General features: G+C 42.1%; 34 protein-coding genes. 23 read left to right on the top strand and 11 right to left on the bottom strand.

The window, feature by feature from the left end; all coding sequences use genetic code 11:
* Positions 1 to 59: 59 nt before the first annotated feature.
* Entirely contained in the window at positions 60 to 293 is a 234-nt protein-coding gene (locus tag OHT75_RS14885; protein WP_264728023.1) for a hypothetical protein, read from the top strand.
* A gap of 145 nt (positions 294 to 438) precedes the next feature.
* Here OHT75_RS14885 and OHT75_RS14880 read toward each other — a convergent pair whose 3' ends face one another.
* Complete coding sequence (locus tag OHT75_RS14880; protein ID WP_264728021.1) at positions 439 to 735, bottom strand: helix-turn-helix domain-containing protein; 297 nt, start codon at positions 733 to 735, stop codon at positions 439 to 441.
* A 200-nt stretch (positions 736 to 935) separates the two neighbouring features.
* Between OHT75_RS14880 and OHT75_RS14875 the strand changes: the two genes are divergently transcribed.
* The 20 genes from OHT75_RS14875 to OHT75_RS14780 all read left to right on the top strand — a co-directional run bounded on the left by OHT75_RS14875 (position 936) and on the right by OHT75_RS14780 (position 11276).
* Entirely contained in the window at positions 936 to 1094 is a 159-nt protein-coding gene (locus OHT75_RS14875) for a hypothetical protein (protein ID WP_264728019.1), read from the top strand.
* Positions 1091 to 1420, top strand: coding sequence for a hypothetical protein (locus OHT75_RS14870; protein ID WP_264728017.1), 330 nt, complete (start codon positions 1091 to 1093; stop codon positions 1418 to 1420). Before OHT75_RS14875 ends, OHT75_RS14870 begins: the two co-directional genes overlap by 4 nt.
* Positions 1417 to 1581 (top strand): hypothetical protein, encoded by a 165-nt coding sequence (locus tag OHT75_RS14865; protein WP_264728015.1) that lies wholly within the window; start codon positions 1417 to 1419, stop codon positions 1579 to 1581. Before OHT75_RS14870 ends, OHT75_RS14865 begins: the two co-directional genes overlap by 4 nt.
* A 177-nt stretch (positions 1582 to 1758) precedes the next feature.
* Positions 1759 to 3582: a hypothetical protein gene (locus OHT75_RS14860; protein WP_264728013.1), complete on the top strand. Its 1824-nt coding sequence runs from the start codon at positions 1759 to 1761 to the stop codon at positions 3580 to 3582.
* Positions 3564 to 3749, top strand: coding sequence for a hypothetical protein (locus tag OHT75_RS14855; RefSeq protein ID WP_264728010.1), 186 nt, complete (start codon positions 3564 to 3566; stop codon positions 3747 to 3749). Before OHT75_RS14860 ends, OHT75_RS14855 begins: the two co-directional genes overlap by 19 nt.
* Positions 3733 to 3951: a hypothetical protein gene (locus OHT75_RS14850; protein WP_264728008.1), complete on the top strand. Its 219-nt coding sequence runs from the start codon at positions 3733 to 3735 to the stop codon at positions 3949 to 3951. Before OHT75_RS14855 ends, OHT75_RS14850 begins: the two co-directional genes overlap by 17 nt.
* Positions 3944 to 4357, top strand: a complete 414-nt coding sequence (locus OHT75_RS14845) for a hypothetical protein (RefSeq protein WP_264728006.1) — start codon at positions 3944 to 3946, stop codon at positions 4355 to 4357. The genes OHT75_RS14850 and OHT75_RS14845 overlap by 8 nt, the downstream gene beginning before the upstream one ends.
* A 49-nt stretch (positions 4358 to 4406) precedes the next feature.
* Positions 4407 to 4817, top strand: a complete 411-nt coding sequence (locus OHT75_RS14840) for a hypothetical protein (RefSeq protein ID WP_264728004.1) — start codon at positions 4407 to 4409, stop codon at positions 4815 to 4817.
* 1 nt (position 4818) lies between these two features.
* Positions 4819 to 5475, top strand: a complete 657-nt coding sequence (locus OHT75_RS14835) for a hypothetical protein (RefSeq protein WP_264728003.1) — start codon at positions 4819 to 4821, stop codon at positions 5473 to 5475.
* Positions 5476 to 5723: 248 nt separating this feature from the next.
* Positions 5724 to 6557 (top strand): major capsid protein P2, encoded by an 834-nt coding sequence (locus OHT75_RS14830; RefSeq protein ID WP_264728001.1) that lies wholly within the window; start codon positions 5724 to 5726, stop codon positions 6555 to 6557.
* A gap of 8 nt (positions 6558 to 6565) precedes the next feature.
* The gene (locus tag OHT75_RS14825) at positions 6566 to 6880 is read left to right on the top strand and encodes a hypothetical protein (protein ID WP_264727999.1); all 315 of its coding nucleotides are present in this window, start codon (positions 6566 to 6568) and stop codon (positions 6878 to 6880) included.
* 110 nt (positions 6881 to 6990) lie between these two features.
* A complete protein-coding gene (locus OHT75_RS14820; protein WP_264727998.1) occupies positions 6991 to 7176 on the top strand; it encodes a hypothetical protein in 186 nt (61 codons plus the stop codon).
* Entirely contained in the window at positions 7119 to 7514 is a 396-nt protein-coding gene (locus tag OHT75_RS14815; RefSeq protein ID WP_264727996.1) for a hypothetical protein, read from the top strand. The genes OHT75_RS14820 and OHT75_RS14815 overlap by 58 nt, the downstream gene beginning before the upstream one ends.
* On the top strand, positions 7515 to 8309 hold the full coding sequence (locus OHT75_RS14810) for a hypothetical protein (RefSeq protein WP_264727993.1): 795 nt from the start codon (positions 7515 to 7517) through the stop codon (positions 8307 to 8309). It abuts the gene before it with no gap.
* Complete coding sequence (locus OHT75_RS14805; protein ID WP_264727991.1) at positions 8309 to 9769, top strand: hypothetical protein; 1461 nt, start codon at positions 8309 to 8311, stop codon at positions 9767 to 9769. Before OHT75_RS14810 ends, OHT75_RS14805 begins: the two co-directional genes overlap by 1 nt.
* The gene (locus OHT75_RS14800; RefSeq protein ID WP_264727989.1) at positions 9769 to 10398 is read left to right on the top strand and encodes a hypothetical protein; all 630 of its coding nucleotides are present in this window, start codon (positions 9769 to 9771) and stop codon (positions 10396 to 10398) included. Before OHT75_RS14805 ends, OHT75_RS14800 begins: the two co-directional genes overlap by 1 nt.
* Positions 10352 to 10723, top strand: coding sequence for a hypothetical protein (locus OHT75_RS14795; RefSeq protein WP_264727987.1), 372 nt, complete (start codon positions 10352 to 10354; stop codon positions 10721 to 10723). The genes OHT75_RS14800 and OHT75_RS14795 overlap by 47 nt, the downstream gene beginning before the upstream one ends.
* Complete coding sequence (locus OHT75_RS14790) at positions 10723 to 10953, top strand: hypothetical protein (RefSeq protein ID WP_264727986.1); 231 nt, start codon at positions 10723 to 10725, stop codon at positions 10951 to 10953. Before OHT75_RS14795 ends, OHT75_RS14790 begins: the two co-directional genes overlap by 1 nt.
* 3 nt (positions 10954 to 10956) lie before the next feature.
* The gene (locus OHT75_RS14785; RefSeq protein ID WP_264727984.1) at positions 10957 to 11130 is read left to right on the top strand and encodes a hypothetical protein; all 174 of its coding nucleotides are present in this window, start codon (positions 10957 to 10959) and stop codon (positions 11128 to 11130) included.
* A gap of 2 nt (positions 11131 to 11132) precedes the next feature.
* Positions 11133 to 11276, top strand: coding sequence for a hypothetical protein (locus OHT75_RS14780; RefSeq protein ID WP_264727982.1), 144 nt, complete (start codon positions 11133 to 11135; stop codon positions 11274 to 11276).
* A gap of 38 nt (positions 11277 to 11314) precedes the next feature.
* Here the strand turns inward: OHT75_RS14780 and OHT75_RS14775 are convergent, their stop codons facing one another.
* From OHT75_RS14775 to OHT75_RS14735, 9 genes are all read right to left on the bottom strand, one after another.
* Positions 11315 to 11794, bottom strand: a complete 480-nt coding sequence (locus OHT75_RS14775) for a phage protein (protein ID WP_264727980.1) — start codon at positions 11792 to 11794, stop codon at positions 11315 to 11317.
* A gap of 828 nt (positions 11795 to 12622) precedes the next feature.
* A complete protein-coding gene (locus OHT75_RS14770) occupies positions 12623 to 13879 on the bottom strand; it encodes a Y-family DNA polymerase (protein WP_264727978.1) in 1257 nt (418 codons plus the stop codon).
* A 10-nt stretch (positions 13880 to 13889) separates the two neighbouring features.
* Positions 13890 to 14300 (bottom strand): LexA family protein, encoded by a 411-nt coding sequence (locus OHT75_RS14765; RefSeq protein ID WP_264727976.1) that lies wholly within the window; start codon positions 14298 to 14300, stop codon positions 13890 to 13892.
* Between the two features lie 132 nt (positions 14301 to 14432).
* Positions 14433 to 15224 (bottom strand): class I SAM-dependent methyltransferase, encoded by a 792-nt coding sequence (locus OHT75_RS14760; RefSeq protein WP_264727975.1) that lies wholly within the window; start codon positions 15222 to 15224, stop codon positions 14433 to 14435.
* Between the two features lie 174 nt (positions 15225 to 15398).
* A complete protein-coding gene (locus OHT75_RS14755) occupies positions 15399 to 17396 on the bottom strand; it encodes a methyl-accepting chemotaxis protein (protein ID WP_264727973.1) in 1998 nt (665 codons plus the stop codon).
* Positions 17397 to 17518: 122 nt separating this feature from the next.
* Positions 17519 to 18328 carry an alpha/beta fold hydrolase gene (locus OHT75_RS14750; protein ID WP_264727971.1) on the bottom strand — a complete coding sequence of 270 codons (810 nt, stop codon included), beginning with the start codon at positions 18326 to 18328 and terminating at the stop codon, positions 17519 to 17521.
* A gap of 31 nt (positions 18329 to 18359) precedes the next feature.
* Entirely contained in the window at positions 18360 to 18728 is a 369-nt protein-coding gene (locus OHT75_RS14745; protein WP_264727969.1) for a hypothetical protein, read from the bottom strand.
* Positions 18729 to 18825: 97 nt separating this feature from the next.
* On the bottom strand, positions 18826 to 20418 hold the full coding sequence (locus OHT75_RS14740; RefSeq protein ID WP_264727968.1) for an ABC-F family ATPase: 1593 nt from the start codon (positions 20416 to 20418) through the stop codon (positions 18826 to 18828).
* A gap of 292 nt (positions 20419 to 20710) precedes the next feature.
* A complete protein-coding gene (locus tag OHT75_RS14735) occupies positions 20711 to 21628 on the bottom strand; it encodes a M14 family metallopeptidase (RefSeq protein ID WP_264727966.1) in 918 nt (305 codons plus the stop codon).
* 233 nt (positions 21629 to 21861) lie between these two features.
* Between OHT75_RS14735 and OHT75_RS14730 the strand changes: the two genes are divergently transcribed.
* On the top strand, positions 21862 to 22908 hold the full coding sequence (locus OHT75_RS14730; RefSeq protein ID WP_264727963.1) for a GGDEF domain-containing protein: 1047 nt from the start codon (positions 21862 to 21864) through the stop codon (positions 22906 to 22908).
* 12 nt (positions 22909 to 22920) lie between these two features.
* Here the strand turns inward: OHT75_RS14730 and OHT75_RS14725 are convergent, their stop codons facing one another.
* Positions 22921 to 23949, bottom strand: coding sequence for a GGDEF domain-containing protein (locus OHT75_RS14725; RefSeq protein WP_264728204.1), 1029 nt, complete (start codon positions 23947 to 23949; stop codon positions 22921 to 22923).
* Positions 23950 to 24210: 261 nt separating this feature from the next.
* Between OHT75_RS14725 and eco the strand changes: the two genes are divergently transcribed.
* Positions 24211 to 24756, top strand: coding sequence for a serine protease inhibitor ecotin (eco, locus tag OHT75_RS14720; protein WP_264727961.1), 546 nt, complete (start codon positions 24211 to 24213; stop codon positions 24754 to 24756).
* Positions 24757 to 24806: the final 50 nt, after the last annotated feature.

Here is a 24806-nt window from a genome sequence, read left to right as displayed (position 1 = left end):
GGTAAATTGACCAAGCAAACAAGCAGCGACGCGATAAATATCAAATAAGAGGACTAACCATGGACAATTATGCAGAGCAAATGATTGAATCGTTTCATCGCGCACCGAAAAAGATCATTACGTATCCTGGTGGTGTCACCATGGTTACGCGCCAAGATAAACCTGAACTGCAATTTGATGATTGCCATAAGCCATCTTGGTTCGACCAATACGAGTCGTTGTTCATTGCATGCCAGCACTGCAACGGCCATTTGAGTTTCATCACAGCAGAAGCGCCATTTAGGCACAAATAGCCCCCATCACCACACCCATATATAACTGCGCACAATGTATAAAGTGTTAAATCTTACGCAAAACAGACCAAACCCAGACGGGGCAAGGGGTGCAGGCGCGTTTTAACACCTTGTAATTGTGGCAAATATTGCCAAACGCTTTTGGTTAAGCTGTGGCGCCGTTTGGTTTTTCGCAGTACGGAAGCATATTTAAGATGCTTTGTAGTGATGCCTTTGCCGTGGCGTCTTTTTGTCGCCAAATAGCTGAATGCAAAAGCAAAACACCTAAATGAATATCGAGCGCTTCGGCGAATTTGATTAATACGTCATCTTTAGGAAAACTACGGTTTACCCGCCAATTCGATACGCCAGTCTGAGAAAAGCCGAATTTCTTCATCACCTGATAGTCAGAATTGAGGCCGTATGCGGTTTTTATTAAATCGAGCAAGTCGCTAGGATTCATTTTATATACCTTTTTAGTACCTAATAAATCAATTGTAGTAGTTGCACGTTAGGTGTGCAAAGCACGTATTTAGATAATTGTAGTCCTAAGTTGTTAAGTGTATGGTCTGTTTGTCTGTTGTTAATGGCGCGGTTGGCAGGATGCAAACCGTTAGCCTGAACAAAACAACGGGCTAACATTCAGACAACGGAGCTATGCAGATGAAGTATCAAAAAGTCCCAAATTCAACAATCGAAATTCCTCACTACCTGCCATTGGCAATAATTGCCGCGCCTTTTGATGAAAACAAACTGAACCGCAGCCGCAAAGCAATTGCACACCTAAAAGCAAAATTAGCGCGTTTAGGGGGTGCAAGATGAATAAATTTAGATATAAATGCGAGTCTTGCGGGCATGGAGAACAGGAAGAATTTAACATTTGCCCAATTTGCAATAAAAAAGAAATTGCAGATTTAAATAACAGAATTAACATTTTGACGTCTGAGTTATTCGAGGCCGCTTTGCAGGTTGAAATGGCAGAGTCTAATGCTAGTTTGTTTCAAGATGCCGCAGACAGAGCAATTCATCACGCCAGTGATATAGAAAACAAGCTGACACTTCAAATTGATATTTTAAGCGCCCTAATTAAAGCGGGTGACTTAGATACCGCCTCTTTAATGGTTGCAGATTGGGAGGCCGCCCAATGAATAATGATATTTTGGCCGCTTGCCTGATTGATGGCGCAAAGTCTTTTTTAGAGTATTCAAAATACTATCGCCGTGTTGGTGATGCTGTTATGGCCGCCAAGCATTTAGAAATGGCCGCAGACGCAAGACGCCAAGCCGCCGAATTGTTGCGGGGTGCGTGATGAATGTGGAATCAGAGATAACAATCTTAGATAAATATCTTAGATGCAAAAAATGTAATTGGTATGGGCAAGTTTGGCGGGCTGATTGTGAGCCGCTAATACTTCCACCTTACGGAACACTAATTAGTTGCCCGAAATGTTTTAGTAGTAATATCGGTTTTGATAGGGGGCGCAAAGATGCCTCAAAATAATTTTAATGTTTCTACTGTTGAGATAATAGAAGATTCGCCGCCGTTAGTATTCGAGCCGCTAAACTTAACCGCCCCAAGGGGCGGATTTTTTGTGTCTGAAAAAGACCAGGCTACAAAAAGCGAATTAGATAAGGCGCTAATGTTGCGCAATCAATACTATTTTGCATCATTAAAACCAAGCCCCGCAGGGCGGCCAACGGCCGAAACAGTTAGGCTGGTCAAGGATTGCAAAAGTCCGACACGGACACAGCAAGACATAGAACTAAGCCAAAAGCTTAACGCTTTAGGCGGCTTGGCCGCCCGTCTTGACGAAAGAGGGCTTGATTTTGATAAAGCCACTGTTAGATATTTACCGTCTGAATACGCTTTACACGCTGACACGCAGGGGAAAGTAACAAGCGCGTGGGAAGTTGACGCAGAAACGGGCGAACTAATCGCCTTTGATACCAATAAAACCGCCGTTGCAAATTTGAGTTTTCGTGCGTGGTCTGATGAATATCGAATCAGGGTTGCAAGTGATGCCAGCCCAAGCAAAGCCCCGCCGCAACAATCAGGTGACAGGGTAACAAAATTTCTTACCACAAAAGCCGCTAAAAATATTTTAGATTCGGGCGCCTATGTTTCAGCGGTTCGCGGTGGCTACACCACATTTTTGACTTTGACGTTTTCAGGCAAAGCCCGCCGCCGCATTATTAACGGCGAATCAACGATAGGCGCTGAATGCAGCCGCTTTTTTGATGCTATGCAGAAAATGTATCAGCGGGGCTGGATTGCTGAAAAAGTCATTTTGCCAAAAAGCGAATTAAAAACGGATATGTTTACCGGTGATTTTGATTGCATTGCAAACGATGAAGAAACAATACCGCCAAGTGGTGAGCCGCTTGATTATTTGTGGGTAGCCGAGGCGCCCGCCAAAGAGAAAATAATAAAAAGTAAAACTAATCAATTTGGGCAAACTTTTGATTGCATTGATGCCCGCCCAAATCCGCATTGTCATGTTTTGCTACGCTGGCAAGTTGAGCCGCATTTGTTCCGCGCTTGGGCTAAACGTATTGAGTCAATTTGGGGGCAAGGGTTCGCCAAGTTAGAGCGCATTAAAAATGCAGACGCCGCCAGCGGCTACATGCTTAAAGCCTTGGGGTATTTGCTAAAAGGTGAAGAAAGCGAGCAAAGCAGCCAAGGTACAATAAAAGGCAATAGATATAATATTTCAAAGCCCGCCCGCGCTTTGCCGTGGGAGCATATCGCCAGCTTTCACGCTGAACATATGGCATCAATTATCGGCGAAGTAAAAGCCAAATTAGAGCGCAAAGCCGCGCCAACGGTTCACGCGATGAAAACCGAATACAAAAAACTTACCAATACCATAAAGCAGAAAGCCATCTTTAAAAATCAAGGTAAGCAAACCGCCACCATTGACGCAAAAATCAAACTTATTGAATTGAAAATTCGCCGATTTAAAGCGCATTTGCGCAAATCGCCAGTGCGCGCATTTGATTACATGGTCACATTTAAGGGTAAGTATCCACTTAAAAAATTTATGGATTTTGCCATTGGTGCAAGGTTTTGGAATTGTGACGACGCCGCCAGCCCCAAAAGCCCGCGCCGCTTGCCTGAAAACCTATTAACCGCCACCGTGGACGGGGTAAAAAAATCATTTAGCAAAGTAAGAAATAGAATTTTAGAGCTAGAAAGTTATTGGCGGGCAAAGTTGGCCGAAGTGCTACCGCCAGATGTTAACCAAGAAGCAAACCGCGCCGCAAACCTTAATGATTTTATGGAGTACGAAAAATGTTTAATGACTTGCTGAGACAGCAACATGCAAAAATTGGCTTATCAATTGAAGCTGCAGAAAAAGCTAATCCATTTGTTGCAATGACTATTGCCAAAAAAGCCGCCGCAGATTCACATGAGTTAATCGGTTTATTAATTGAAGAAGTTGAAAAACTCATGGCGGCCAATGATGCACGATATTAAATTTCAAGCGCGTCACGCTTGGTATCAAAGCCGCTTCCGCGCCTTAATAAAATGGCTTTTAACCTGCTTAGGTTTATGGGTAGGTATGACGATGCAAGAATTACCCAAAACAGCAAAAGCCGCCTTTGGCCTGATGCCGTTTGTATTGGCGCTTTTTTATGTTTATTTGATGGCTAAATTCTTTGGGGTGATAAATGGCTAGAAAACCAAAAAACGATGATATTGGCACAATTGTTTGCCCTATTTGCGGCGATTCCGCGCCCGTTCGCCGCGATTGTAACGGCAAATTATATTATGTTGGTAAGGCTGGGATGATTAAACCGAATATGCCAGCGGGACAAGATTGGATGCTCGAAAACGCCGATATTTGGGGTAAGGGTATCAAGCCCGCCGAGGCCGCAAACGATGCGCTTGAGCCTGTAACGGGTGCAGATGCTGCAACTCAAATTAATAAACCTGTAACGGCGCCGTTGCCCAATATAATGCTGAAAAAGCCGCAAAAAACGCCAGCCGAACCCGTTAACGGGTACAAGACACAAAAACCCGTTAATGATGCACAATCACCAAAGCCCGAAAAGCCATCCTTTGCAAAATGGCTAATTGGTTAATTGCTTAACTCATAACGGCGTGACGCCGTAACAGTCCCAAGGGGAAAACATGCAAAATTTAGACAGTCCAGCCGAGCTTATCGGCGATGATTTACAAGATACCGAGCAAGGCCATTTTGATGAATTTGCCAGTATTACCGCAGAGCTAGAACCCGAAACACAAAATCAAACCTATGAAGCCGCCGCGCCTGTCAGTATTTCAGGGGCTGAAATTATTTTACCCGTTGTCAGTTTGGCGTGTGGCGTACTTGCCCCGAATTGGGACATTAAGCCCGAAGAACAGGCCGCGCTAGCTGACTGCTACGGCGCGCTGATGGATAAATATTTTCCTGATATGGCAGAGTCGGGCGGGGTTGAACTTTCGGCGCTGTTAGTTACCGCCGCAATATTAACACCACGCCTAAGCACACCGCGCAAGCTTGAGCCCGAAAAGCCAAAAGATACAAAAGAGGCGGCTTAGTATGAGAAAACCGCGAATTGATACCAGTAGAAAGGCCGATATTCGCGCCGTTTGTGGCGGAAGCGGTTCGGGTAAATCCAGTTATGTGAAAGCCGAGCTAAAAAAGCTTAAGCCGTCACGGGTGATCATTTGGGACCCCGTTGACGAATACGGCGAATTAGCCAACGTTCGGGTAACTTGCCGCCGCGAATTGGTTGATATTTTGCGCCGCTATCCGCACGGCGCGTTAAAAATTCGCTTTGTTGCTGAGGGGCAATCAGATTTTGAGTTTTGGGCTAAATGCGCCTTTGCATGGACTAACGCCGCAGTTGTGGCCGAAGAAACCGCAGACGTTACCAGCCCAAGCAAAGCGCCTCCAAACTGGGGTAAGTTAATCCGCCGTGGTCGCGCTCGTGGTTTAGCGCCCATTTTTGCACTAACCCAACGCCCCGCCGAGTCAGATAAAACCGCAATTGGTAACGCAACATTAATCAGAGTTGGCCGCATGGCTCGTAACGCTGACCGCGCAATGATGGCAAAAGAATTGGATATTGATTCGCGCCTGATAACCGCGCTGTTGCCGTTAGATTTTATTGAGCGGGACATGAATACCAACAAGGTAAGGAGCGGTAACTTAACGAAACGCAAAACCAGTGATTTAGCCACAAAAGCAGGGTAAAACCGCATTTTGTACCCGTTAACGGGTGCGCTAACAATCGCCCATAAAACGGCGTATAACTAAAAACCTGAAACGCCAACGTTGTGAAACGTAGGCAATTTAACCCGCCGAGAGGCGCCACTTTCCCAAAGGGGACATAAAGATGATTAAAAAATATCTGCCAATGTTGGCAATCAGTGCGTTAACGGTTTATGCCGCTAACCGTATCCCGTCAATTCGTCGCGTAATTGGTTAAGGGGTAGTTAATAATGGCTCGTAATTTCCCAAAGCTTCCAAGTTTTTCAAACGTAAGCGCAGGTAACACGGCAACGCTAGAGTTACCCGTTGGCCGTACCTATGACAAAGTACACGTTAACTATTCAGGTGTAACGCTTGCGCAAATGAAGTCAATCCGTTTTGAAGTTAACGGCAAATCGATTTTAGAATTTAAAGACGGCCAAGCATTGCAAGACTATAACAAGCGTTATGGCCGTAACAGTGTCGCGGGCGTGTTAGATTTCCATTTCAAACGTGATGAAATGAAAACATTATCCGAGGCGCGCGCATTTGCTTTGGGTACTTCATCCGCAGCATATAAAGATGGCCAAGGGCAGTTAGTTACCCCGCCACAAATTGCAAACGTCACTTTACGCATTGAGATTGACGCAGCAGCGACCGCGCCAAAGCTTGAGGCGTTCGCAATTCAATCTAACCCCGCGCCAATCGGTTTTATCACCAAGGTTAAAAACTTCCCTGTTGCTTTAAATGCAGGCGTTACCGAAGTCGATAAAATTCCGCGCCCAAATACAGCACGTATTGCTGCAATTCATGTTTTAAGCGCTGCCACTATCACAGGTTTAGAAGTTGAACTTGATTCAATCAAAATCTATGAGCTACCGAAAACGCTAGGCGAAAAGGTACAAGTAGACCACGGCCGCAGCCCGCAGGCGGGACAGGTGTCTGTTGATTTCATCTTAGAAGGTGACATGTTGCAGGCGCTACCAATGGCGGGTACTCAGGATTTCCGTATTCGTGTATTTACCGATGATGCCGCGCCCGCCACGGTGGTGGTTGAATACTTTGACGGTTTAGCAGGTATTTAGGGGGCTATATGATGCCATTAGCAACAATTCAGCCCGTTAATCAATCGCCTATGAATAATTCATGGTTTACAGGCGTTAATGATTTTTTAACGATGGGCTTAGATTCTTGGATGAAAATCGAGCAAATTAACGCCGCGAAAGATTCGGGCAAATTTGGCCAACAAGAATTGTCAAACACGGTTCAAAACCCACAAACAGGCGTTAACCAAAATATTGCAGCACAAATGCAGCAACAAATGGGTAAAGGCTTGCAAATCGGCGTTGGCACATTGGCGGCCGTGGTCGGTGGTGTTGCGGTACTGTACTGGCTTACACGTAAATAGAAAGGGGGCGAAATGCTAAACAAAACATTTTTTATGCAAATCGCCGCCGCTACCGTGGCGGGCTTGGCGGTTCATTACTTCACTAAACCAGCAGAAAAGGCGGGCGAATAATGGGCGGTATGCCAAGCATGAGCAACTCAAGCGCCGCAAGCAGTGGCACTGGAGACCAAGCAAACAACGCCGCTTTTATGGGTGGTAATGTTAATTTTGGCGCAGGCAGCGGAACAGGTTCTAATTTATGGCTGATACTGGGCGCCGCAGCAGTTGCGGCTTATCTGCTACTGAAAAAGAAATAACCGCCCAAGCGTGGATAAAATTAGCGCCCGCCTTGGGTGATGACTTGCGCATAATTCAAAGCGAAGTCAAGCAAGGTAGGGCGCAGTTAATCGCATGGGGTAACGCCGAGTTTTTTACCGTTTTGCGCGAAGAAATTGCAGCAAACGGCAAAGAGTTAGTTATTGTTGCCGCAGCGGGTAAAAATTCAATTCAGTATTTAGATGTAATTCACAAACAAGCAGCGGCGCAAGGGTTCGCAAGCGTTCGGCTCCACACAATGCGCCCCGACTCAATGCTAAGAATGGGTAAAAGTCTTGGTTATCAAAAAGCCGAGACAATATTAAGGGCGGTATTATAAATGGGTTCATCTTCCCGCAGTGCCTCAACGCAGGCTACAGAAAACAATTCAACAACGTTCGGCATTCAAGGCGCTAACAACGGCCTGATTTTAAACGGAAGCGGTAACACGGTCACAGATGGCGGCGCATTTAATTTGGTCGGTAAACTGGTCGAACTCTTGCCCGATTTTAATCAGGCGGGCTTAGATATGGTTAGTGACGGTTTTAATGCTGTTAGTGATGTATCAATGGTTGCCGAGCGCCAAAATGAGCATTTGCTCAATACGGCGGGTGATTTATTCGGTGATGTTAGTAATTCGCAAAATGAAATGATGCGCCTAGGTGCATCGGTACTGACCGAAACAGGTGATATTTTGCAAAACTCGCAAAACAACGCCTTTGATTTTGGCTCAGATGCAATGGAGCATGTAAGCCAAACCGCAGACGCCGCAATTTATGCCAACGGCATGGTAACAACCGAAGCCATGCGCGGTAATAGCGATTTAGCCGCAATTGTCGCGGGCGCAATTGAAGCGGCAAATGATAACAACACCTTTTTAGCTGGCCGCTCAATGGATAATAGCGCCGTTCTCGCTGAAACGCTGACAAAAACCACACTTGACGCAGGCAATGAAGCCAATGAAACCGCAATGGGGCAATTACAGCGGGGCTTTGATTCTATGATGGGGTTTGCAGAGCAGTATAGCCGCAGTGATGGCGCGGCACTGGCAGAAAACAACAACAAAACAATGATGTATACACTAGGCGGCGCGGCATTATTTGCGGGCGCGATTGTATTGGCGGGGCGTAAATAATGATTTTCAGAACAACATTAAAACCGAATGAGCCGAACGTTTTAAATAAACAGGGGCTTTATTTTTATTTGCTTACCGCGCAAGACTCGCTGAGCGTTCGGTTTAGAGATGCTGACAAGTATAAAACCGACTTTGAAAGCGAAATGCGCGAGGGCATGAGCGCAGATTTTAAGGCGTCAATAAATGAAATAACACTAACCAGCAAAACGGCACAATATGTTGAGTTTTGGTTAGGTGAAACAAAGCTTGATTATAGTGTCTCAAAAGATATTGATGTCGGCTCAAAAGCTGTTGAGTCTGACAGTAGGCAAGTGTTTTTTGGTGAAGCTGTAAAGATAGCTGACTATAAATTTGCAAGAAAAGGGGTTTTGATTTATTCAGAATCGGATTTGCTGATTGGGTCGGGTAGTCTCAATATTACCAACGGGGTGAGGGTTAAGGCGCTAAATACGATGGGGGTAAATACCCAAGGGGAGATTTACGCGATGGCAACAAATCCCGCATATAAAAAGAAAGTGTCAACGGTGGTGGATGGTGAATCAAATATTGTTGAACAGGCCGATTTAGGGCAGAGAATTGACGTTTTATCATATGATAGTGAATCAGATAGTTTGATTTTTGCTGATGGTTCAGGTTGTTATTATTCGCCTATGTCGGGGTTTTCTGTAACCCCAAGGGTTAACGTCTCAGGGGCGCTAGGTTTTGATTTAGCGGATTATATTATTCCTTTAGAGAGTGAAGACGGGCTTACGTATCCAGTAATTAAGGGCGGCTTTCATCAACTCCAAACACTAAACAAGAAAACTAAACAGGTTAGCTTTGTATCAACTGGAGTGACAAGCTCTAATTCTGGGATTATTGGCGCCGTAGTTGATAATCAATCAATGTTTCTAGTCTTGGATAATGGCGATTTAGTTAAAGCAAGCGCGGGAGGGTTTTCGGTCGTTAATTGTGGTCTGACAGGAATTGTTGCCGTAGCTGTTGAGGGGCAGACAGTGGTTGTTGCATCCTCTGATAGTTATGTAATGTCGATTGATGGCGGTCAAACGTGGTCAGGCGTTGGTGCATTGCCAAGGCCAGCACAGCAAAGTGGAAGTTTGATTCGTGTTATAGGTGGCGCCGTTTATGTTTGCGATAAAACAGCAGTAAGCAGAACACTGGACGGATTGAATTGGGAGACTTTAGTTGATGGTTTGAGTGGTATAACGTTTTTTGATTATTATTTGAGTCAGTTGGTGGTTTTGGATGGTTTTGGCTTAGGTATCATAGAGAGTGATTCGGGTTTTGTTAGAACAAAGTATACGGGCGGAGTGACTGGTTATTCGGCGGGAACAAAATTCAAATCAATAATCACTGGCCATTTATTGGTTGCAAACCAGACGGGACAGGTAACTAAGATAGAGGGTGAATCAGTTGTCTCTGGCGGTGTTAATGTTGCCGTAATGTCGGAGATTAATTAATGCGCCGCCTTGCGATAGTTACCGCAGGCGCGGCAATTGGTGCGGGCATTTGGTGGTTAATCAAAAAGCCACAAACGCCCGCCGCTATTAGTCAGCCTTTACCAGTGCAGCCACTAACCGAGCCGTTGACGCTCGGCGGCCTTGATTATCTAAACTTTGATTTTGAAAGTTTGCTTTTCCCTTGGGGGCAAAACGTGAAACCAGAAACAGCTTACCCAGTGCAGGGCGCTAACACTATGCAGCCGCGCGGCATTGCTAATAATAACCCGCTTAATATTGAATACGGCGATAACTGGCAAGGCTTAACGGGCAGTGATGGCCGCTTTGCAAAGTTTGAAAGCGCTTTTTATGGCATTCGAGCAGCGGGGCGAATTTTAAAGAATTACCGCGATAAGTACGGCTTAAAAACCGTTACAGGTATCGTCAACCGATGGGCGCCGCCAAGTGATAACAATCCAACGCAAAAATATATCAATTTTGTTGCAAGCAAGGCGGGCGTTAATGCTAATTCGCCATTATCAATGGCCGATTACCCGCGAGTGGTGGCCGCTATGATTCACTTCGAAAACGGGTTTAATCCATATGACCAAAACGAAATTATCACCGCAGTTAATGCGGGCTTTGCCTGATTTATTAACCGCAGCCGCCGCGCTTTATGTGGGGTACTGGCTTAAAAAGGGTTATCAGGTGGGCGATAAAGTAGCAGAAACCGCCACCGCGCCCGCTGGCCAATTGTGGTCTGATTTTTCAGCGTGGGCGGGTGGCTGGCAGCCTGTAGAATTAACCGATTTAATTATTCAGCCGTGGTACTTAGATAATAATTACCGCTTAACAGATGAAGCCTATAAAACACTAAGCAAAGCTTACCCTAAAGAGGTCGAACATTTTTTTAGTAATCGCGTATTAAAAAGCCATTACTGGCATTTAATAGGCCAACCAATAAGGGGGTTTTAGTGGGTAATTTAAAAAACTATTTAACGCAGTGGTCAACGTGGCGCGGTCTTGCGCTAATTGGCGCAGCAATCGCGGGCATTCATCCAGATGCAGCCAACGCCGTTGTTTCATTGGGTGACGCTGTTGTATCAGGTCAGGGCGCAGCAGTTGCCGCCGTTGGCATGGTCGGAGCGTGGGAAGCATTCAGAAACGAGCGCAAGCAAGATAAAACAAAAACAAACGGGTGGTAATAGATGGATAAGCATGTAGCAGAATTGTTGAAAACAGGCGGCGCGGGTAGCTTTGGTTTGATTGTGGTGTATTTGTTGATGACACTTAATTCAACGATGACTGATATTAGTAAAGCAGTGCAAGACAATGACAGCCGCTTAGATGTTGTTGAGTACCGACTAAACGCAGGCGGTTAATTATGTTTAGTGGCTTACCAAGTGATTACAGCGTGGCGATTAAGACGCCCGACCCGATAGTGTTAACCATTCAGCCAAGTAATGAATTAATAGCAATCTTTGCGGCCGTGGTGATAGTGGGCGCGGCATGGGTAAAGCGCCGATAAGCAAAACAAAAAAAAGCGCCACAAAGGGCGCTTTTTTATTACCTGTTTTTGGCTACCGCCTTTGTGAAACTTCGTTTTTCGGCAAGAATCGGGGAGTTTTTTAGCTTTCCAAGCGTTTTAATGATTACGTCTATTTCTTCGTTTATGGCTTCAGCCTCCTCATTATTCCTTAACGCGCTTATTTGCTTATTAAGCTGTTTATTGTCGCGGTTCGCTATTGCGTGAAACTGTCTATCATAAAACAGCATTAACAACTCGCTTGGCGCCAATTCAAGCCGCTTGAATGGCGTAACAAGTTTATTTCCGTTAAAACTAAAGCCTTGCCAATCGGTATTATCGGGGATTGATTTAGCGGCCATTTCTGCAAATTTATTAACCCAACTAGGACAGCCAACACGCCACCAATGGCGAATGGTTCGCGGTGAAACGTCAAAGTGTTGTGCGGCTTTTTCTGCGATTATGCCGCCTTTGTTGTTTCCGAACTGATTTAAAAAATAAAATCGTGTCTCTGATTTCATGGGTTTAAATTCCTTTTTATTAGATTTATTTGTCATATAAAACCCCGATCTAATAATCATAAGGTATAAAAACGGCTTACCCCAAAACTACTAAAAACAAGGGGTTGAATAGTAATAAAGTATTAAGACAATAAAAAGGCGTGTTTCCAAAATGGCAGAAATTGCCTTATGCGCACAATGTATATTATGTTAAATAAGATATTGTGAGATTATGCCCTAACTGTCTATTGTGTGGTTTTTCATTTCAAATGGTTTTATTGTCATTTCGTGGATCTGGAACTTTAGTATTTAAAATCAGTCAGCTACAACCTAAAAACCTATTCTACCGCACCGTTTTAGTGCAAAGTTTTTATTTAGAGCGCTTTTGGGTTTAATTAGATGCCTCAAAACTCCTTCAGCATGTGGTTAGAGTTTTGACTGGTTTTAGAATGGCTACAGCGAGTTTTAGATTAACAATAACCGTTTACCTGCAGAAATGGTCATGTTGAAATTTTTCAAAAACACTACGCTTATTTCCAAAGCCAGAATCCATTAATCCAAGTTGTTGGTACTCGAGCCACAAAGCAACTGCATTCTCGATTCCAAATTGTCCTTCCGATAATCCTTGAATAAAAAATTTTGGATTTATCGTCAGGTCTTCAGCTTGAAATCTTTGATTTGCTATAACGGTATCCTCAAGCTCATTTTAGCAAGCAGTCATCTGTCTTTTATGCTAACTAGAGCATTAATAACTAAATCAATAACATATGCAGATTGTGTTTGTGCAAACTTGAATTGCTAAAGTGATAGATTACATATCTATCATCACTCCAGATGAAACTGATACCTTTAGCATTTTATGACAGGAATTGACTGCCATTGGGTTGTGTATTGCGGAGTGAGTAGCTCTCTGCGCATGGCCCATTTTTGATCTATGCCTTGAGCCGCTAAAAACAAGGTGTCAGTACCATAACGTTGATTGATACCGTCTAACGCACCCATTAAGGCTGGATTAGCCTTAGGAGGATGAAATAAATCCAGTTGCACGTGTTTTTGGCTGGTTAAGTTAATCAACCCTACGCCTATTTTGTAATAACGTACACCTAGCCTAAACAGTTTAGGCGCAGCTTCTGCCATCGCCTTGGTTAACTCTGCGGTGCAATGGGTCGGGCAAGTAAAATAAACCAACACTTTAAAACTAACGGGATGTTCATCATAGGGAGAGTTATTGGCAAATAGCATCATGGTTTTACAATGTGATCGCTGCTGACGGGCTTTGGCTGCTGCAATAGCTACATGCTTACTTAAGGCTTGCAGTAATGAGTCATAATCAACTATACGTTCACCGACACTGCGGGTTGAAAAGATTTGCTGCTTATCTGCCCTCGCCTCATCCCATACCTTGCATACTTGGCCATTTAACTCACGTACAGTGCGTTCAATTTCAATGCTGAATTGCTTACGGGCTAACCCGCTTGGCATATTGGCTAGCTCAAAAGCGGTATTGATATTCATAAGGGCTAATTTTTTACTCATACGTCGACCAATGCCCCATACGTCACCCGCTTGCATCGATTGTAAAATATTCACTCGCTTTTGTTCGTTATCTATAACGCAAACACCTTGGTAATCTGCGAGTTTTTTAGCCGCGTGATTGGCCACTTTCGCTAAGGTTAAGGTGGCTCCTATACCGACACAAACAGGCAAGCGAGCTTCTTTCCAAACCGCTTTGCGTATAAGCAGCCCCTGGGAGTGTAAACATTGAATGGCTGGATAAGCGTGTTTAAAAGATAAAAAACTTTCATCTATTGAATATACGTGCTGTTCGGGAGCAAAACGGCCAATAATATTCATCATTTTCATCGATAAATCAGCGTAGAGTTCATAATTACTTGAACAAACAATCACGCCCAGCTTGGCGCATAAATCTTTTACTTGAAAATATGGTGCAAACTTAGGCACGCCAAGCTCTTTAGCTTGACGGTTAGCGGCAACAATACAGCCGTCATTATTACTCAATACAATAATAGGTTTTCCGCGCCAATCTGGACGAAAAACTTGCTCCGCACTGCAGTAAAACGAGTTGGCATCGACTAAGGCAAACATAGTTTATCGCCTAAGATTGGGTCATTAATAAAGGACTTTGGCGATGACAACGAATAGAGCGGATCACCACGCCTTCTATATTGAATGAGTCATATTCATTAATGACCTGTGGTTGATACATTTCATTAGATGAAAGCAGCATTCGACGGTGCTTATCTAAAATCTTACAAACAAACTCACCATTAAAATTAGCCACGATCACATCGCCATGACGTGCACTGACGTGACGATCTACAATTAATAAATCGCCATAAAAAATACCGCATCCCTGCATTGAATCTCCCTTTGCAATACCAATAAATGTCGCATTAGGATGTTCAACCAGCAGCTCATCTAAACTTAACGATAATTGCAAATACTCAGTAGCGGGTGATTCAAAACCGGTAATCCCCGCACTGGCATGGATAGGAATAATACGCATAACCACAACCACTGTTTTTATATACAGTGTATTTTAGGGGCTTTTTGTTTTTTTGCAAATTGTTACGTTGAAAAATTCATCTACAAGCTTAAACAATGCCATAAAAGTGAATATTCGCTATAGATTTAGATGTTAGGGTTTGATGGCGCTTAATGAATAAACTAATGGCATCGGGATGTCATTTTTTATCAGCTGATAACGCGGCGTAGCATGGCGCTTATCTTGAGTCAGTCCAGCAAAGCAGTTGTAAGGGCTATAATCGAACTCATTGAAATGTTTTAGCTGCAATCCCGCAGACAATAATGCATTTATCACGTCACTAATTGGATGAGCCCATGTGATAATGGTGTGTTTTTCGTTGGTGCAGTTTTCAGTATAAGTCCCCTCTTGTTCCACATCTGGCTGCTGACGATGAAAGTATGGGTAGCCTTCAAAAACATCGTGAAATGGATGAAATTCAGCCATGTAAAACGTGCCCCCCGATGTTAAACTGTTTGCTATCGTTTGAGCCCATAGCGATAAATTTGGCAGCCAGCAAATGACGCCAAAAGATGTAAACACAATATCAAAATCCGCTGTAGTAGTCTGACCCAATGCACAAACGTCCTGACAAACAAATTTAGCATTTAACTGAGTTTCAGCGGCTAATGCATTGGCTTTATCAATTGCCTTATCGGATAAATCGACACCGGTAACTAACGCTCCTTTTCTTGCGAACGAAAGGCTATCAAGGCCAAAGTGACACTGTAAATGCAATAATCTTTTACCATTCACGTCACCCAGCTCCGCGGTTTCGATTTCAGTTAACGATGAGGCGCCCTGTAAGAAATTGTCAATATCATAAAACTTGGAGGCCACATGAATATCTGTTCGTGCATTCCATGTGGCTTTATTGGTGGTGAGGTAGTCTTTACATAAATCCATGTGACTTTTTTCCTATAAAAAAACCGAGCGATTGCTCGGTTTAATCATGTAAAAATAAATGCGTTTTCGTTATTGGTATCGATTAACACTTATTCTCTAATGAGAAAGCATATTATTGTTCCACAACTTCAATCAATGGAAAATAATATGATGCGAACCCTTAATTTAAGCATATTAACGATTGAGTGTAAACTTACTGACAATATTTGACATTGCACTAGCGTCATTAAGTAATTGATCATTTAGCTCTGATATTTGTTGTGCTGTTTCTCGCGTATGTTGATAGATTTCACTGATTTTAAGTGCATTGCGATTCACCTCTTCTGCCACAGCTGATTGCTCATGGGTAGAGGTGGCAATTTGCTCGTTCATGCTGTCAATCACTCCAACATGTTTCACAATAAGATTCAGTTCTTTACCCGCATGCACCGCTTCCTCAACACTTTGTTGCGCTTGCGTTTGGCCACGCTCCATGGCTTGAACCGCTAATGAAGCACCCGATTTCAATTTGTCCGTCATGCACTTAATATCTTCTGTCGATTTTTGTGATCGTTGAGCTAATGTTCGCACTTCATCCGCAACAACCGCAAATCCACGACCTTGCTCCCCGGCTCTAGCCGCTTCAATTGCGGCATTAAGTGCCAATAAATTAGTCTGTTCGGCAATTGAACTGATCACATCCAATAAAGAGACAATATCCTGTACATCTTTATCTAATGTTTGGATTGCGGTTGCCGCATCGCCAATCTCAACGGCTAAGGTTTTGATCGCATTACTGGTTTTGCTAACATCACTGTTACCTGTTTTGGCTTCAAAGTTGGCTTGAGCGGATGCTTCTGAGGCTTGCACCGCATTGGCCGCAATTTGCGTGACTGTCGCACTCATTTCTGTCATTGCAGAAGCGACCTGCTCCGCTTCAGCGGAACCTTGCGACACATCACTTTGCATTGAATGGGTAAAACCATTCATTGTTTCAACAGCATTCACGAGCGTGATAGCATTTTTTCTGACTTGATCAATGATGATTTCAAACTCATTCATCATACTATTGAAAGAAGAGGCCAATTGACCAAATTCATCAGAGGTTTGATGATCTATGCGCGAGGTTAAGTCAAAATTAGCGCCCACATGGGTAATGGTTTTTTGTACTTTGCGTAAGCTAACATGCAAATATTTTGCAATACTCATCGTGACCGAGATAACAAAAGACAGTGCAATAATTAATGCCAGTAACGAGGTCAGCATATGCTGAGAAGCATTATCAAGCTTAGATTGTGCAGATTGTAGCAGCATCTGAGTAAGTTGATTCTCAATATCCTTTAAACCATTAATACGTGCGGTAGAGGTTTTGAACCAAGCTTCGGGAGATTGTTGCGCAATGTTGTTTGCTTCTTGCGAAAAAGCAATTTCGCGGATGTCGTCAACATCGGTAAATGCGCTGGTGTTCAACGCACCTTGATATAACTGCGCTTCATCTGGCATGGCTGAGGCTAAAAATCGTTCGGCATAAGTATTTTGCTCTGCGACTAAGGTTATGAATTTACGATACATACCAGGCTTAAACCCTGGCTGACCAAAAGTCGAACTTAAAACGGCCCTTTCTATACCTGCACGCTCTTTAGCTTGTAAAAATGCGGCAAAAGATTTTAATCTTAATGCTAGCTCACTGATTTGAGTTTCTGTCGCTGCGTCATCCACCATAGATAAAAGCAGGGTATTCATTAGAGTGTAATACTTTACTTCGTCGGCCACTGATATTGTCAATGTATCAACTGAGTCTCTTATTGAATTGAGTTGCGTTAAGGCTTGTGAAACTTGATTCAATTTGCTGTTGAAAGCCTGGGGCAACTCAACATTGGCGATAAACTGGTTAAACAGCTGCAGTTGTTGATTAGTGAGTTGACGTTGCTGGGGTAAATTATCTTTAAAAGCATTACCTTGTGAGCTAATAAAACCCGCACTCATACCTCGCTCTTTTTGCAGTTCATGTACAAAAGCGCTGTTGGTGACCGCAAGTTCTGTTAACGACATAATAAGGGTTAATTGTTGGCGAATTTGATATTTATTATGGACAAACATACCGCCATAAATCATGCATATTAATAGAGGGGGAATAGCCAGTAATGCAAGTTTTTGAAAGATTTTAAGATTACCAATCCATTGCCAATTCATATATATCCTTATTGATTTTATGAGTATTTATTCTATTAATGTTAATCTATATCGGTCAAAGCGCGAGAAAACTAAATCCTGAGATGATAAAAGAATACAAAGTTGTGAATTCCGTCATAAATTTAAGCTAATTTTAAACAGAAGTTTGTGATGAGGCTTGGCCATTCGTCAACATCAGCCATATTTTTCGCCTCGTGCAATTCGGCTAAAGGTAACAAAGAAGCTAAAGTGTTAGCGATAGATAAAGGATGGTTTGCGTCGTTATCCCAGGCTAGAATGAGACAAGGAATGTGAAGCTGTGTGAGTGGCGCTTGGGAGGGTAAATCATTTTCTGCAGCGGCTAAAAAAAGGGGTTCAAGACTTGAACGTTTCATACTTTTTAAGCCGTCCAACATACCAAGAACACTATGTTTATGCGCCTCTATTAGCCACGGGGGTAACATTCTATCAATATGCTTGGCATTAATTTTTGCCAGCCCTTTTCCACCAAGGATTTTTGCCGCTTTAGCCACTTTAATATAATAATCATGTTGTGCGGCTCTTAATTCCCAAGCGGTAGGAGGATTCATTAAAATAAGTCCTTTTACCTTATCAGGTTGGTTCAATGCCGCAAACAAACTACTGCCACAGCCCATTGATTGACCACCTAAAACAACCGATTGATTTGGCAACACTTTAAGTATTAGTTGTTGTAAATCATTTGCTAGGCTAGTCCACAAATAATCAGATTTGTGGGATGAAGATGCAGAAAGACCATGCCCACAGGCGTCATATCTGAGTAATGTTAGCTTTTTAGGAAATCGATGCCATGCATAAATTCCTAAAGCATCTTCACTTTGCATACAACCTAATAAGCCATGCGACCACACTAGTGGTTGCCCAAAACCAGTGGAGCGATAATTAAATTGATTAATATCAAACGAACGTGTCATAGGGCCTCCCTTGCTAATGATTATCTGATTATCAGCCGCCTTTAACAATTTCAATGAGACGACAAATAAATGCTTCAACTGCATTTTGGTCATCAAACTTAAAAGCTAAACCGTAATGCACTTCAGATACGCCTTTATTGCGACGAGTCGGAAAACGGGTCATTTGCGCATTGTGATGATAATCGTATTTTGCATGTACACCATTAATGGTAGCTAATTCGCCAGAAAAAACCTCAAAAGCAGGTCTAATTATCAGTAATGGTGTTTTAGCATCAAGGTGTAAATAAACGGCTTCTTTCAATTCAGGCAACATGAATTCAGTCACATTTTTAATATTAAAATTACTACGACAAAGCATTTTTGTCATTGTTTGAACAACTTGCTCTTGAGTTAAGCTCATAATTGCCTCTTATCGTTAATGATAAATTGAGTCTACATCGCTAAAAACAAAAAGCCCCGAACTTTCGTTCAGGGCTAATGACTTTCACTATTTGCAATTAACCTTCAATACCTTTACTTGCAAGGAACTCATCATAAGTGCCTTTAAAGTCATTAATTCCGTTTGCGGTAATTTCAATAATACGCGTGGCCAAAGAAGACACGAATGCACGGTCGTGGGATACGAAAATTAAAGTACCTTCATACAGTTCTAATGCATTGTTCAATGACTCGATCGATTCCATGTCCATGTGGTTAGTCGGTTCGTCAAGCAATAGAATGTTCGGTTTTTGCATGATGAGCTTACCAAAGTACATGCGACCTTTTTCACCACCAGATAAAACTTTAACTGACTTTTTAATGTCGTCTGATCCAAATAACATCCGACCTAAAATGCCGCGCACCGTTTGATCGTCATCATTTTCTTTACGCCATTGGCTCATCCATTCAAACAAGCTCATATCGTTAGCAAAGTCTGCCTCATGATCCTGTGCATAGTAACCAATGTTAGAGTTTTCAGACCATTGTATTGTACCTTCATCCTGTGGAATGTCATGGACCAAAGTACGCAGTAAAGTTGTTTTACCTATACCGTTTTCACCTAAAATGGCGATACGCTCACCCACTTCAACCATTAAGTTTAAGTTACTGAATAATGGCGCATCGTAACCTTTTGCAAGATTTTCCACGACCAATGCATTACGGAATAACTTCTTTTCCTGCTCAAAGCGAATAAACGGATTAACACGACTTGATGCTTTAATCTCATCAAGTTTTATTTTATCAATTTGCTTGGCACGTGATGTTGCCTGTTTTGCTTTTGAAGCGTTAGCAGAGAAACGCGCAACGAAAGTTTGCAGCTCAGCAATTTGGGCTTTTTTCTTGGCGTTATCAGACTGCAAACGTTCACGCGCTTGCTGCGCGGCCATCATGTATTCATCATAGTTACCAGGATAAACACGCAATGCACCGTAATCTAAGTCAGCCATGTGGGTACACACTGAGTTAAGGAAATAACGGTCATGCGAAATGATGATCATGGTGCTGTTACGTTGATTTAGCATATCTTGTAACCAACGAATGGTATCAATGTCCAAGTTGTTGGTGGGTTCGTCCAGCAGCAGTAGATCAGGGTCTGAGAATAGTGCTTGGGCCAACAACACACGTAATTTAAAACCAGGAGCAATTTCACTCATTAAACCAAAATGTTGGTCGGTACCAATACCCACACCTAAAAGTAAGTCACCAGCACGAGATTCTGCTGTGTAGCCATCCATTTCGGCAAATTCCATTTCGAGCTCAGCAACTTTAATACCGTCTTCTTCACTCATTTCGGGTAGCGAGTAAATACGATCGCGCTCAAGTTTTACTTTCCACAGTTCACGGTGACCCATGATCACAGTATCAACAACCGAGAAGGATTCATAAGCAAATTGATCCTGGTTCAATTTACCCATGCGTTCGTTAACGTCTAACGAAACGTTACCGCTTGATGGCTCTAGATCGCCAGCAAGAATTTTCATAAAGGTGGATTTACCACAACCATTTGCGCCAATTAAACCGTAGCGATTTCCGCCACCAAATTTAACAGAGATGTTTTCAAACAGTGGCTTTGCGCCAAACTGCATTGTGATGTTAGCTGTAGTAATCAAAATGAAATTCCAAATCGGGTTGTCTGCGAATGCCGTACTTTAGCAAGCATAGTTGACAAAGTAATGACCTGCACCATGCAAGGCATAGACAAAAAAGTATTAAAAATGAAGCAAAAATAAGCGCTGCATTATAGAGAGATTTGCTTGGGGTATCAACCAAAAGCCCTGTTTTGACAATAAACAATACGGAGTTGTGGTGAAAGAAATGATGGCGCGTAAAGCAATACAGTTAATATTTTAAAACAACACTAAAGCAAAGCCATGTCGCTTTAGTGTTGATGTCTAAATCAGATTACTTCATATAATCAATAATGTAATCAAGGGCGCCAGTAATTGCGGCTACCTGAGCATCATTACATTCCTGCGTTGTCACTAAAGGACTGTCAGGATAAACCTCTGTAGTGGTATTGAACTGATTATTTGTCATACCTGCACACAAGCCCAGTTTCTTGGTTGGATAGTTAATTACCCCAAACTGCTCGATAGCAACACCGATTAATTCGCCATCATCATCGGGAGCGATATGGGTAATTTTTTTCACTGAGTCAATAATGGCTTTTTGAAACTCAGGGCAAGGGTTGTCTGAGTCCCCAACGAGATAAAAACCATCGGGTATAATTCCCTTTTCGTAGTGTTTGCCATCTCTAGCGGACAATGCTGGACGAAACTCTAGCTCATCAGTATCGGTTGTCTCATGTAAATCAATATGAGCATAAATGTCACCCAGTGTTGCAACAAACGACATTAATGCCGCTGATTCATTGGCAGGACTATCAGGGTAAAATGATCGATTGGGATCGACCGCATAAGGATTCCATCGATTAATGGTTTCATATCCCCACGGGCTAACACAAGGGGCGACTACAATATTAAAAAATGATTCATAAAAAGCAGCTTTAGTTTTTAAGAATTGGATGGCGCCATGTACACCACTGGTTTCATAACCATGAACGCCGCCTGTCACTAAAATGGTTTTTTTATTGTTATCCCAGTTTTTAGATTTAAACGCAAACAATGGGTATTTTTCAGGGTTAAAATCAAGGGCGCCGTAATTAATCTGTTGAAAAGTGTCAGAAATACTTGATAACTGGCTAATAACCTCGTCTTGATAACTGCGCTTGATTGTCACTTGCGCAAGCCACTGTGCTTTTTCTTGCTCATTCCAAGGTTGTCCAGGTGTCCCTATGGGGAAAAAAACGTCTTGTGTCATAAGTGCTCTGCCCTAACTGAAATAATGTTTATTAATGGCGAATACTAACTGATTGAAAATTTCATAGCTATTAATCAGGCTTAAAACCCCTCTCAAATGCTGTAAATGGCTGAGCATTAAGCAAGCATTGTTATATTTATACGAATTACATAGCGTAAAACAACGATTTGCCATTATGGATCTCGGTGATAGTATTGATTAAAATATGACATTGAGAATGCACATCATTGAACATGAAAAACCAAAGTAAACTGCAAAGTTTTGGTGAATTGCAACAAGCTCGTGTGATCGCCTTGTTTTCGTTGGTCGGCATGAGCATTACCTTTGTCATGATGTGTTTTGCTGTAAAAAACGCAAACAGCATACTTGCGATCAGTTTACTCTTTGCCAGCGTTGTCTATGGACTGGCGTTTTATTTGGTTAACAATAAAAACAAAGTAAAACTCAGTTCTTACATCATTATTTATTCACTTTATGCCTTAATGCTATATCTCGTTTACTCTGGTGGCGTTGCCTCTACCGGTCCGCTATGGATTTTTATCGTTCCTCCGGTGTCTTTATATGTCCATGGTTTACGAAGAGGTCTGATAAATATTGCGGTTTTTGTTTTACTGATTTGCTTAATTATGTTTATTCCGCAATCGTTTTACGCCCATGCCATTTATCCAATCGAATTTAAACTGCGTTTACTATATTCATTTTTGACAATCAGTTTTTTGTCCGCGTTGTATGAATATTCACGAAGCGAGTTATATAATAAAGCATTGGAATTAAATAAAAAATTTCATCGTTTAGCCCATTATGATGATTTAACTGGATTACACAATCGTCGTGATGCTCAACTGAAATTAAATGAACAAATTGCTGTTGCTGATGTGTCCAAGCCATTTTCAATTTTGTTATGTGATATCGATTTCTTTAAGCTCGTCAACGATAAATATGGCCACAGTGCCGGAGATGCAGTACTGACTGAATTATCCCAAGTATTTAAAACATCACTAAGAGAAACCGATTATGTTGCACGTTGGGGAGGTGAAGAGTTTCTATTTATTCTGGCACAAACGGATCAAACAGAGGCCTTTGATGTAGCGGAACGATTGCGGTGCACTGTTTTTCAACATCCAATAAGCCTTGATGATGAAGATATTAGAGTGACGATAAGCATTGGAATTAAACAATATAACCCGCAATTAACCCTAGATCAGCTGATAAATCATGCCGATAAAGCGTTGTATGAAGCAAAAAGGTTGGGCAGAAATCGTTCACTTCCTACCCCATAATGTTGTATTTCATTATTCTTGATAATACTTAACACAATTTCTACCGTCTGATTTTGCCAGATACAATTGTTTATCAGCCCTTGCAAGTAAAGTGTCCAAATCATCGCCCGTTTTAAACTTGGAAACGCCTATCGATACGGTGATATGTCCTAGGTTTTGTTTCGTTTCTTTGCCGATGGTTAATTGCTTTGCACAAATACGTTCACGTAATTTTTCTGCAACCGTTACAGCATCTGAAATTTTTGTGTCCGGCAACATAATAATAAACTCTTCACCGCCATAACGGGCAACAAAGTCATCGCCTTTGACGGCATTTTTAAGTGCTAGTGCAACGTAGGCTAGCACCTTGTCACCAATCAGATGGCCATAGGTATCGTTGAAAATTTTAAAGTGGTCAATGTCAATCAACAGCAGGCAACAATCTACCTGAGCTTCTTGAAATCGCGTAAGCTGTTCTAAGGCGAAGGTTTCATAAGCACGGCGATTATTTAAAGATGTTAACTCATCAGTCATTGCAACTTTACTTAAGTTATCCATCTCACCTTTAAGATGATATAACTCTTCACCAAGGCTTGATAAATCATTTCGCATCTTGGCATTATCAGCAATCACCTGCTCAACCTCGGCCACAAGATTGAAGACTAAACCACTGAGCACCTCTGCTGTGGGGTTTTGCTGTAATTGATCACCAAATTGATGCAGGTTTTCACCAAAAGAACTTGTACCTGCTGTTATTTCATCTATTTTGTTAAATAGGCTTTTGATTAGAATTTGGGTTTCAATTTGAACATTTTCGATGATTTCAGGACTTCGTTCCTCAATGAAACGATTGTAAAGTCCCGTATTCACGCTAGGTGAAAACACGACTTTATTGGCAAGAAGTCCATCAATGGCACGCTTTAAATTTAAGTTTGTTTCTGCAAAATAATCGTACCAAATCGCATAATTTTCAGGGGTGACTGGAATATTCAACTCTGTCATTTTAGGTACCGCTAATCTCAGTATATCTGCAGTTTGTTCAATATTTTGGTTATGATGCATCATCTAGGACTACCTAAGAATATTTTTGTTATGTTAAGTATTATCACTATGTTATGTCACACTTGTTACAGGAAAACAAATGTTTAGCTGTAATATGTTATTGCTAATTTACGTATTCATCTCAAAATAATAAACAAGAATAAGTTGACGTAAGTTTTAAAAAAATTTAACCCTTTTCCATAATATTTACGTTTACACTTATCGTTACTGAATTAAATCATTCTAAAGTCTTTAAAATTAGGACTTTCAACAGAGGTTTTTATGATTAATACATCCCATATCATGGCGGGTTTTATTGGTTTGAGTATGACAGTGTCAGGAAGTGCAATGGCAACAAGTCCTATCGAACAGGAACAACTGAATACACCTGCAGTTCAAACTGAGGTATTTACTCAAAGTCATCCAAGTACATCGGACCAAATTAACATGTTTCCTGTGGCTGCCAGTGGTATGCAACAACATGTTATTACGTTACCGAAATTGGCCAATGAAGATGATTTTTTACTAGAGATTCAAATCGGCCAAAATAAATTAGTTGATTGTAATCGACACCGATTAATGGGTGATGTGCAAACTGTGACAGTTGAAGGTTGGGGTTATGATTATGTCAAAGTAGATAATGTCATGTCAGGCCCAAGTACTATGATGATGTGTAAAGATCCTAAAACTACCCAATTTGTCATGCTGGGAGAAAGTATTAAGGTAAATTACGACAGTCGCTTGCCAAAAATATTCTATTTACCAGAAAATACTGAACTGCGTTACCGCATTTGGCGCGCTGATAGCCCTTTTACTTTCAGTAAATAATGATTAATTATCCCAATTAGCTCGGCTTGATCCCCGAGCTAGTGTTTAAC

This window comes from Shewanella subflava, from assembly GCF_025971955.1.
GTDB lineage: Bacteria > Pseudomonadota > Gammaproteobacteria > Enterobacterales > Shewanellaceae > Shewanella > Shewanella subflava.
Note: the sequence above shows the minus strand (reverse complement) of the source record. Positions and strands in the feature narration are given on the sequence as shown.

What these genes read in the sequence shown, in the direction of transcription:
- OHT75_RS14775 (WP_264727980.1), bottom strand. Translation starts at nt 11,794, where the DNA reads ATGAAATCAGAGACACGATTTTATTTTTTAAATCAGTTCGGAAACAAC.
- OHT75_RS14770 (WP_264727978.1), bottom strand. Translation starts at nt 13,879, where the DNA reads ATGTTTGCCTTAGTCGATGCCAACTCGTTTTACTGCAGTGCGGAGCAA.
- OHT75_RS14810 (WP_264727993.1), top strand. Translation starts at nt 7,515, where the DNA reads ATGGGTTCATCTTCCCGCAGTGCCTCAACGCAGGCTACAGAAAACAAT.
- eco (WP_264727961.1), top strand. Translation starts at nt 24,211, where the DNA reads ATGATTAATACATCCCATATCATGGCGGGTTTTATTGGTTTGAGTATG.
- OHT75_RS14885 (WP_264728023.1), top strand. Translation starts at nt 60, where the DNA reads ATGGACAATTATGCAGAGCAAATGATTGAATCGTTTCATCGCGCACCG.
- OHT75_RS14725 (WP_264728204.1), bottom strand. Translation starts at nt 23,949, where the DNA reads ATGCATCATAACCAAAATATTGAACAAACTGCAGATATACTGAGATTA.
- OHT75_RS14785 (WP_264727984.1), top strand. Translation starts at nt 10,957, where the DNA reads ATGGATAAGCATGTAGCAGAATTGTTGAAAACAGGCGGCGCGGGTAGC.
- OHT75_RS14745 (WP_264727969.1), bottom strand. Translation starts at nt 18,728, where the DNA reads ATGAGCTTAACTCAAGAGCAAGTTGTTCAAACAATGACAAAAATGCTT.
- OHT75_RS14800 (WP_264727989.1), top strand. Translation starts at nt 9,769, where the DNA reads ATGCGCCGCCTTGCGATAGTTACCGCAGGCGCGGCAATTGGTGCGGGC.
- OHT75_RS14855 (WP_264728010.1), top strand. Translation starts at nt 3,564, where the DNA reads ATGTTTAATGACTTGCTGAGACAGCAACATGCAAAAATTGGCTTATCA.
- OHT75_RS14865 (WP_264728015.1), top strand. Translation starts at nt 1,417, where the DNA reads ATGAATAATGATATTTTGGCCGCTTGCCTGATTGATGGCGCAAAGTCT.
- OHT75_RS14880 (WP_264728021.1), bottom strand. Translation starts at nt 735, where the DNA reads ATGAATCCTAGCGACTTGCTCGATTTAATAAAAACCGCATACGGCCTC.
- OHT75_RS14765 (WP_264727976.1), bottom strand. Translation starts at nt 14,300, where the DNA reads ATGCGTATTATTCCTATCCATGCCAGTGCGGGGATTACCGGTTTTGAA.
- OHT75_RS14830 (WP_264728001.1), top strand. Translation starts at nt 5,724, where the DNA reads ATGGCTCGTAATTTCCCAAAGCTTCCAAGTTTTTCAAACGTAAGCGCA.
- OHT75_RS14875 (WP_264728019.1), top strand. Translation starts at nt 936, where the DNA reads ATGAAGTATCAAAAAGTCCCAAATTCAACAATCGAAATTCCTCACTAC.
- OHT75_RS14760 (WP_264727975.1), bottom strand. Translation starts at nt 15,224, where the DNA reads ATGGATTTATGTAAAGACTACCTCACCACCAATAAAGCCACATGGAAT.
- OHT75_RS14870 (WP_264728017.1), top strand. Translation starts at nt 1,091, where the DNA reads ATGAATAAATTTAGATATAAATGCGAGTCTTGCGGGCATGGAGAACAG.
- OHT75_RS14730 (WP_264727963.1), top strand. Translation starts at nt 21,862, where the DNA reads ATGAAAAACCAAAGTAAACTGCAAAGTTTTGGTGAATTGCAACAAGCT.
- OHT75_RS14850 (WP_264728008.1), top strand. Translation starts at nt 3,733, where the DNA reads ATGATGCACGATATTAAATTTCAAGCGCGTCACGCTTGGTATCAAAGC.
- OHT75_RS14815 (WP_264727996.1), top strand. Translation starts at nt 7,119, where the DNA reads ATGGCTGATACTGGGCGCCGCAGCAGTTGCGGCTTATCTGCTACTGAA.
- OHT75_RS14820 (WP_264727998.1), top strand. Translation starts at nt 6,991, where the DNA reads ATGGGCGGTATGCCAAGCATGAGCAACTCAAGCGCCGCAAGCAGTGGC.
- OHT75_RS14825 (WP_264727999.1), top strand. Translation starts at nt 6,566, where the DNA reads ATGATGCCATTAGCAACAATTCAGCCCGTTAATCAATCGCCTATGAAT.
- OHT75_RS14805 (WP_264727991.1), top strand. Translation starts at nt 8,309, where the DNA reads ATGATTTTCAGAACAACATTAAAACCGAATGAGCCGAACGTTTTAAAT.
- OHT75_RS14845 (WP_264728006.1), top strand. Translation starts at nt 3,944, where the DNA reads ATGGCTAGAAAACCAAAAAACGATGATATTGGCACAATTGTTTGCCCT.
- OHT75_RS14860 (WP_264728013.1), top strand. Translation starts at nt 1,759, where the DNA reads ATGCCTCAAAATAATTTTAATGTTTCTACTGTTGAGATAATAGAAGAT.
- OHT75_RS14735 (WP_264727966.1), bottom strand. Translation starts at nt 21,628, where the DNA reads ATGACACAAGACGTTTTTTTCCCCATAGGGACACCTGGACAACCTTGG.
- OHT75_RS14840 (WP_264728004.1), top strand. Translation starts at nt 4,407, where the DNA reads ATGCAAAATTTAGACAGTCCAGCCGAGCTTATCGGCGATGATTTACAA.
- OHT75_RS14750 (WP_264727971.1), bottom strand. Translation starts at nt 18,328, where the DNA reads ATGACACGTTCGTTTGATATTAATCAATTTAATTATCGCTCCACTGGT.
- OHT75_RS14835 (WP_264728003.1), top strand. Translation starts at nt 4,819, where the DNA reads ATGAGAAAACCGCGAATTGATACCAGTAGAAAGGCCGATATTCGCGCC.
- OHT75_RS14780 (WP_264727982.1), top strand. Translation starts at nt 11,133, where the DNA reads ATGTTTAGTGGCTTACCAAGTGATTACAGCGTGGCGATTAAGACGCCC.
- OHT75_RS14755 (WP_264727973.1), bottom strand. Translation starts at nt 17,396, where the DNA reads ATGAATTGGCAATGGATTGGTAATCTTAAAATCTTTCAAAAACTTGCA.
- OHT75_RS14795 (WP_264727987.1), top strand. Translation starts at nt 10,352, where the DNA reads ATGACCAAAACGAAATTATCACCGCAGTTAATGCGGGCTTTGCCTGAT.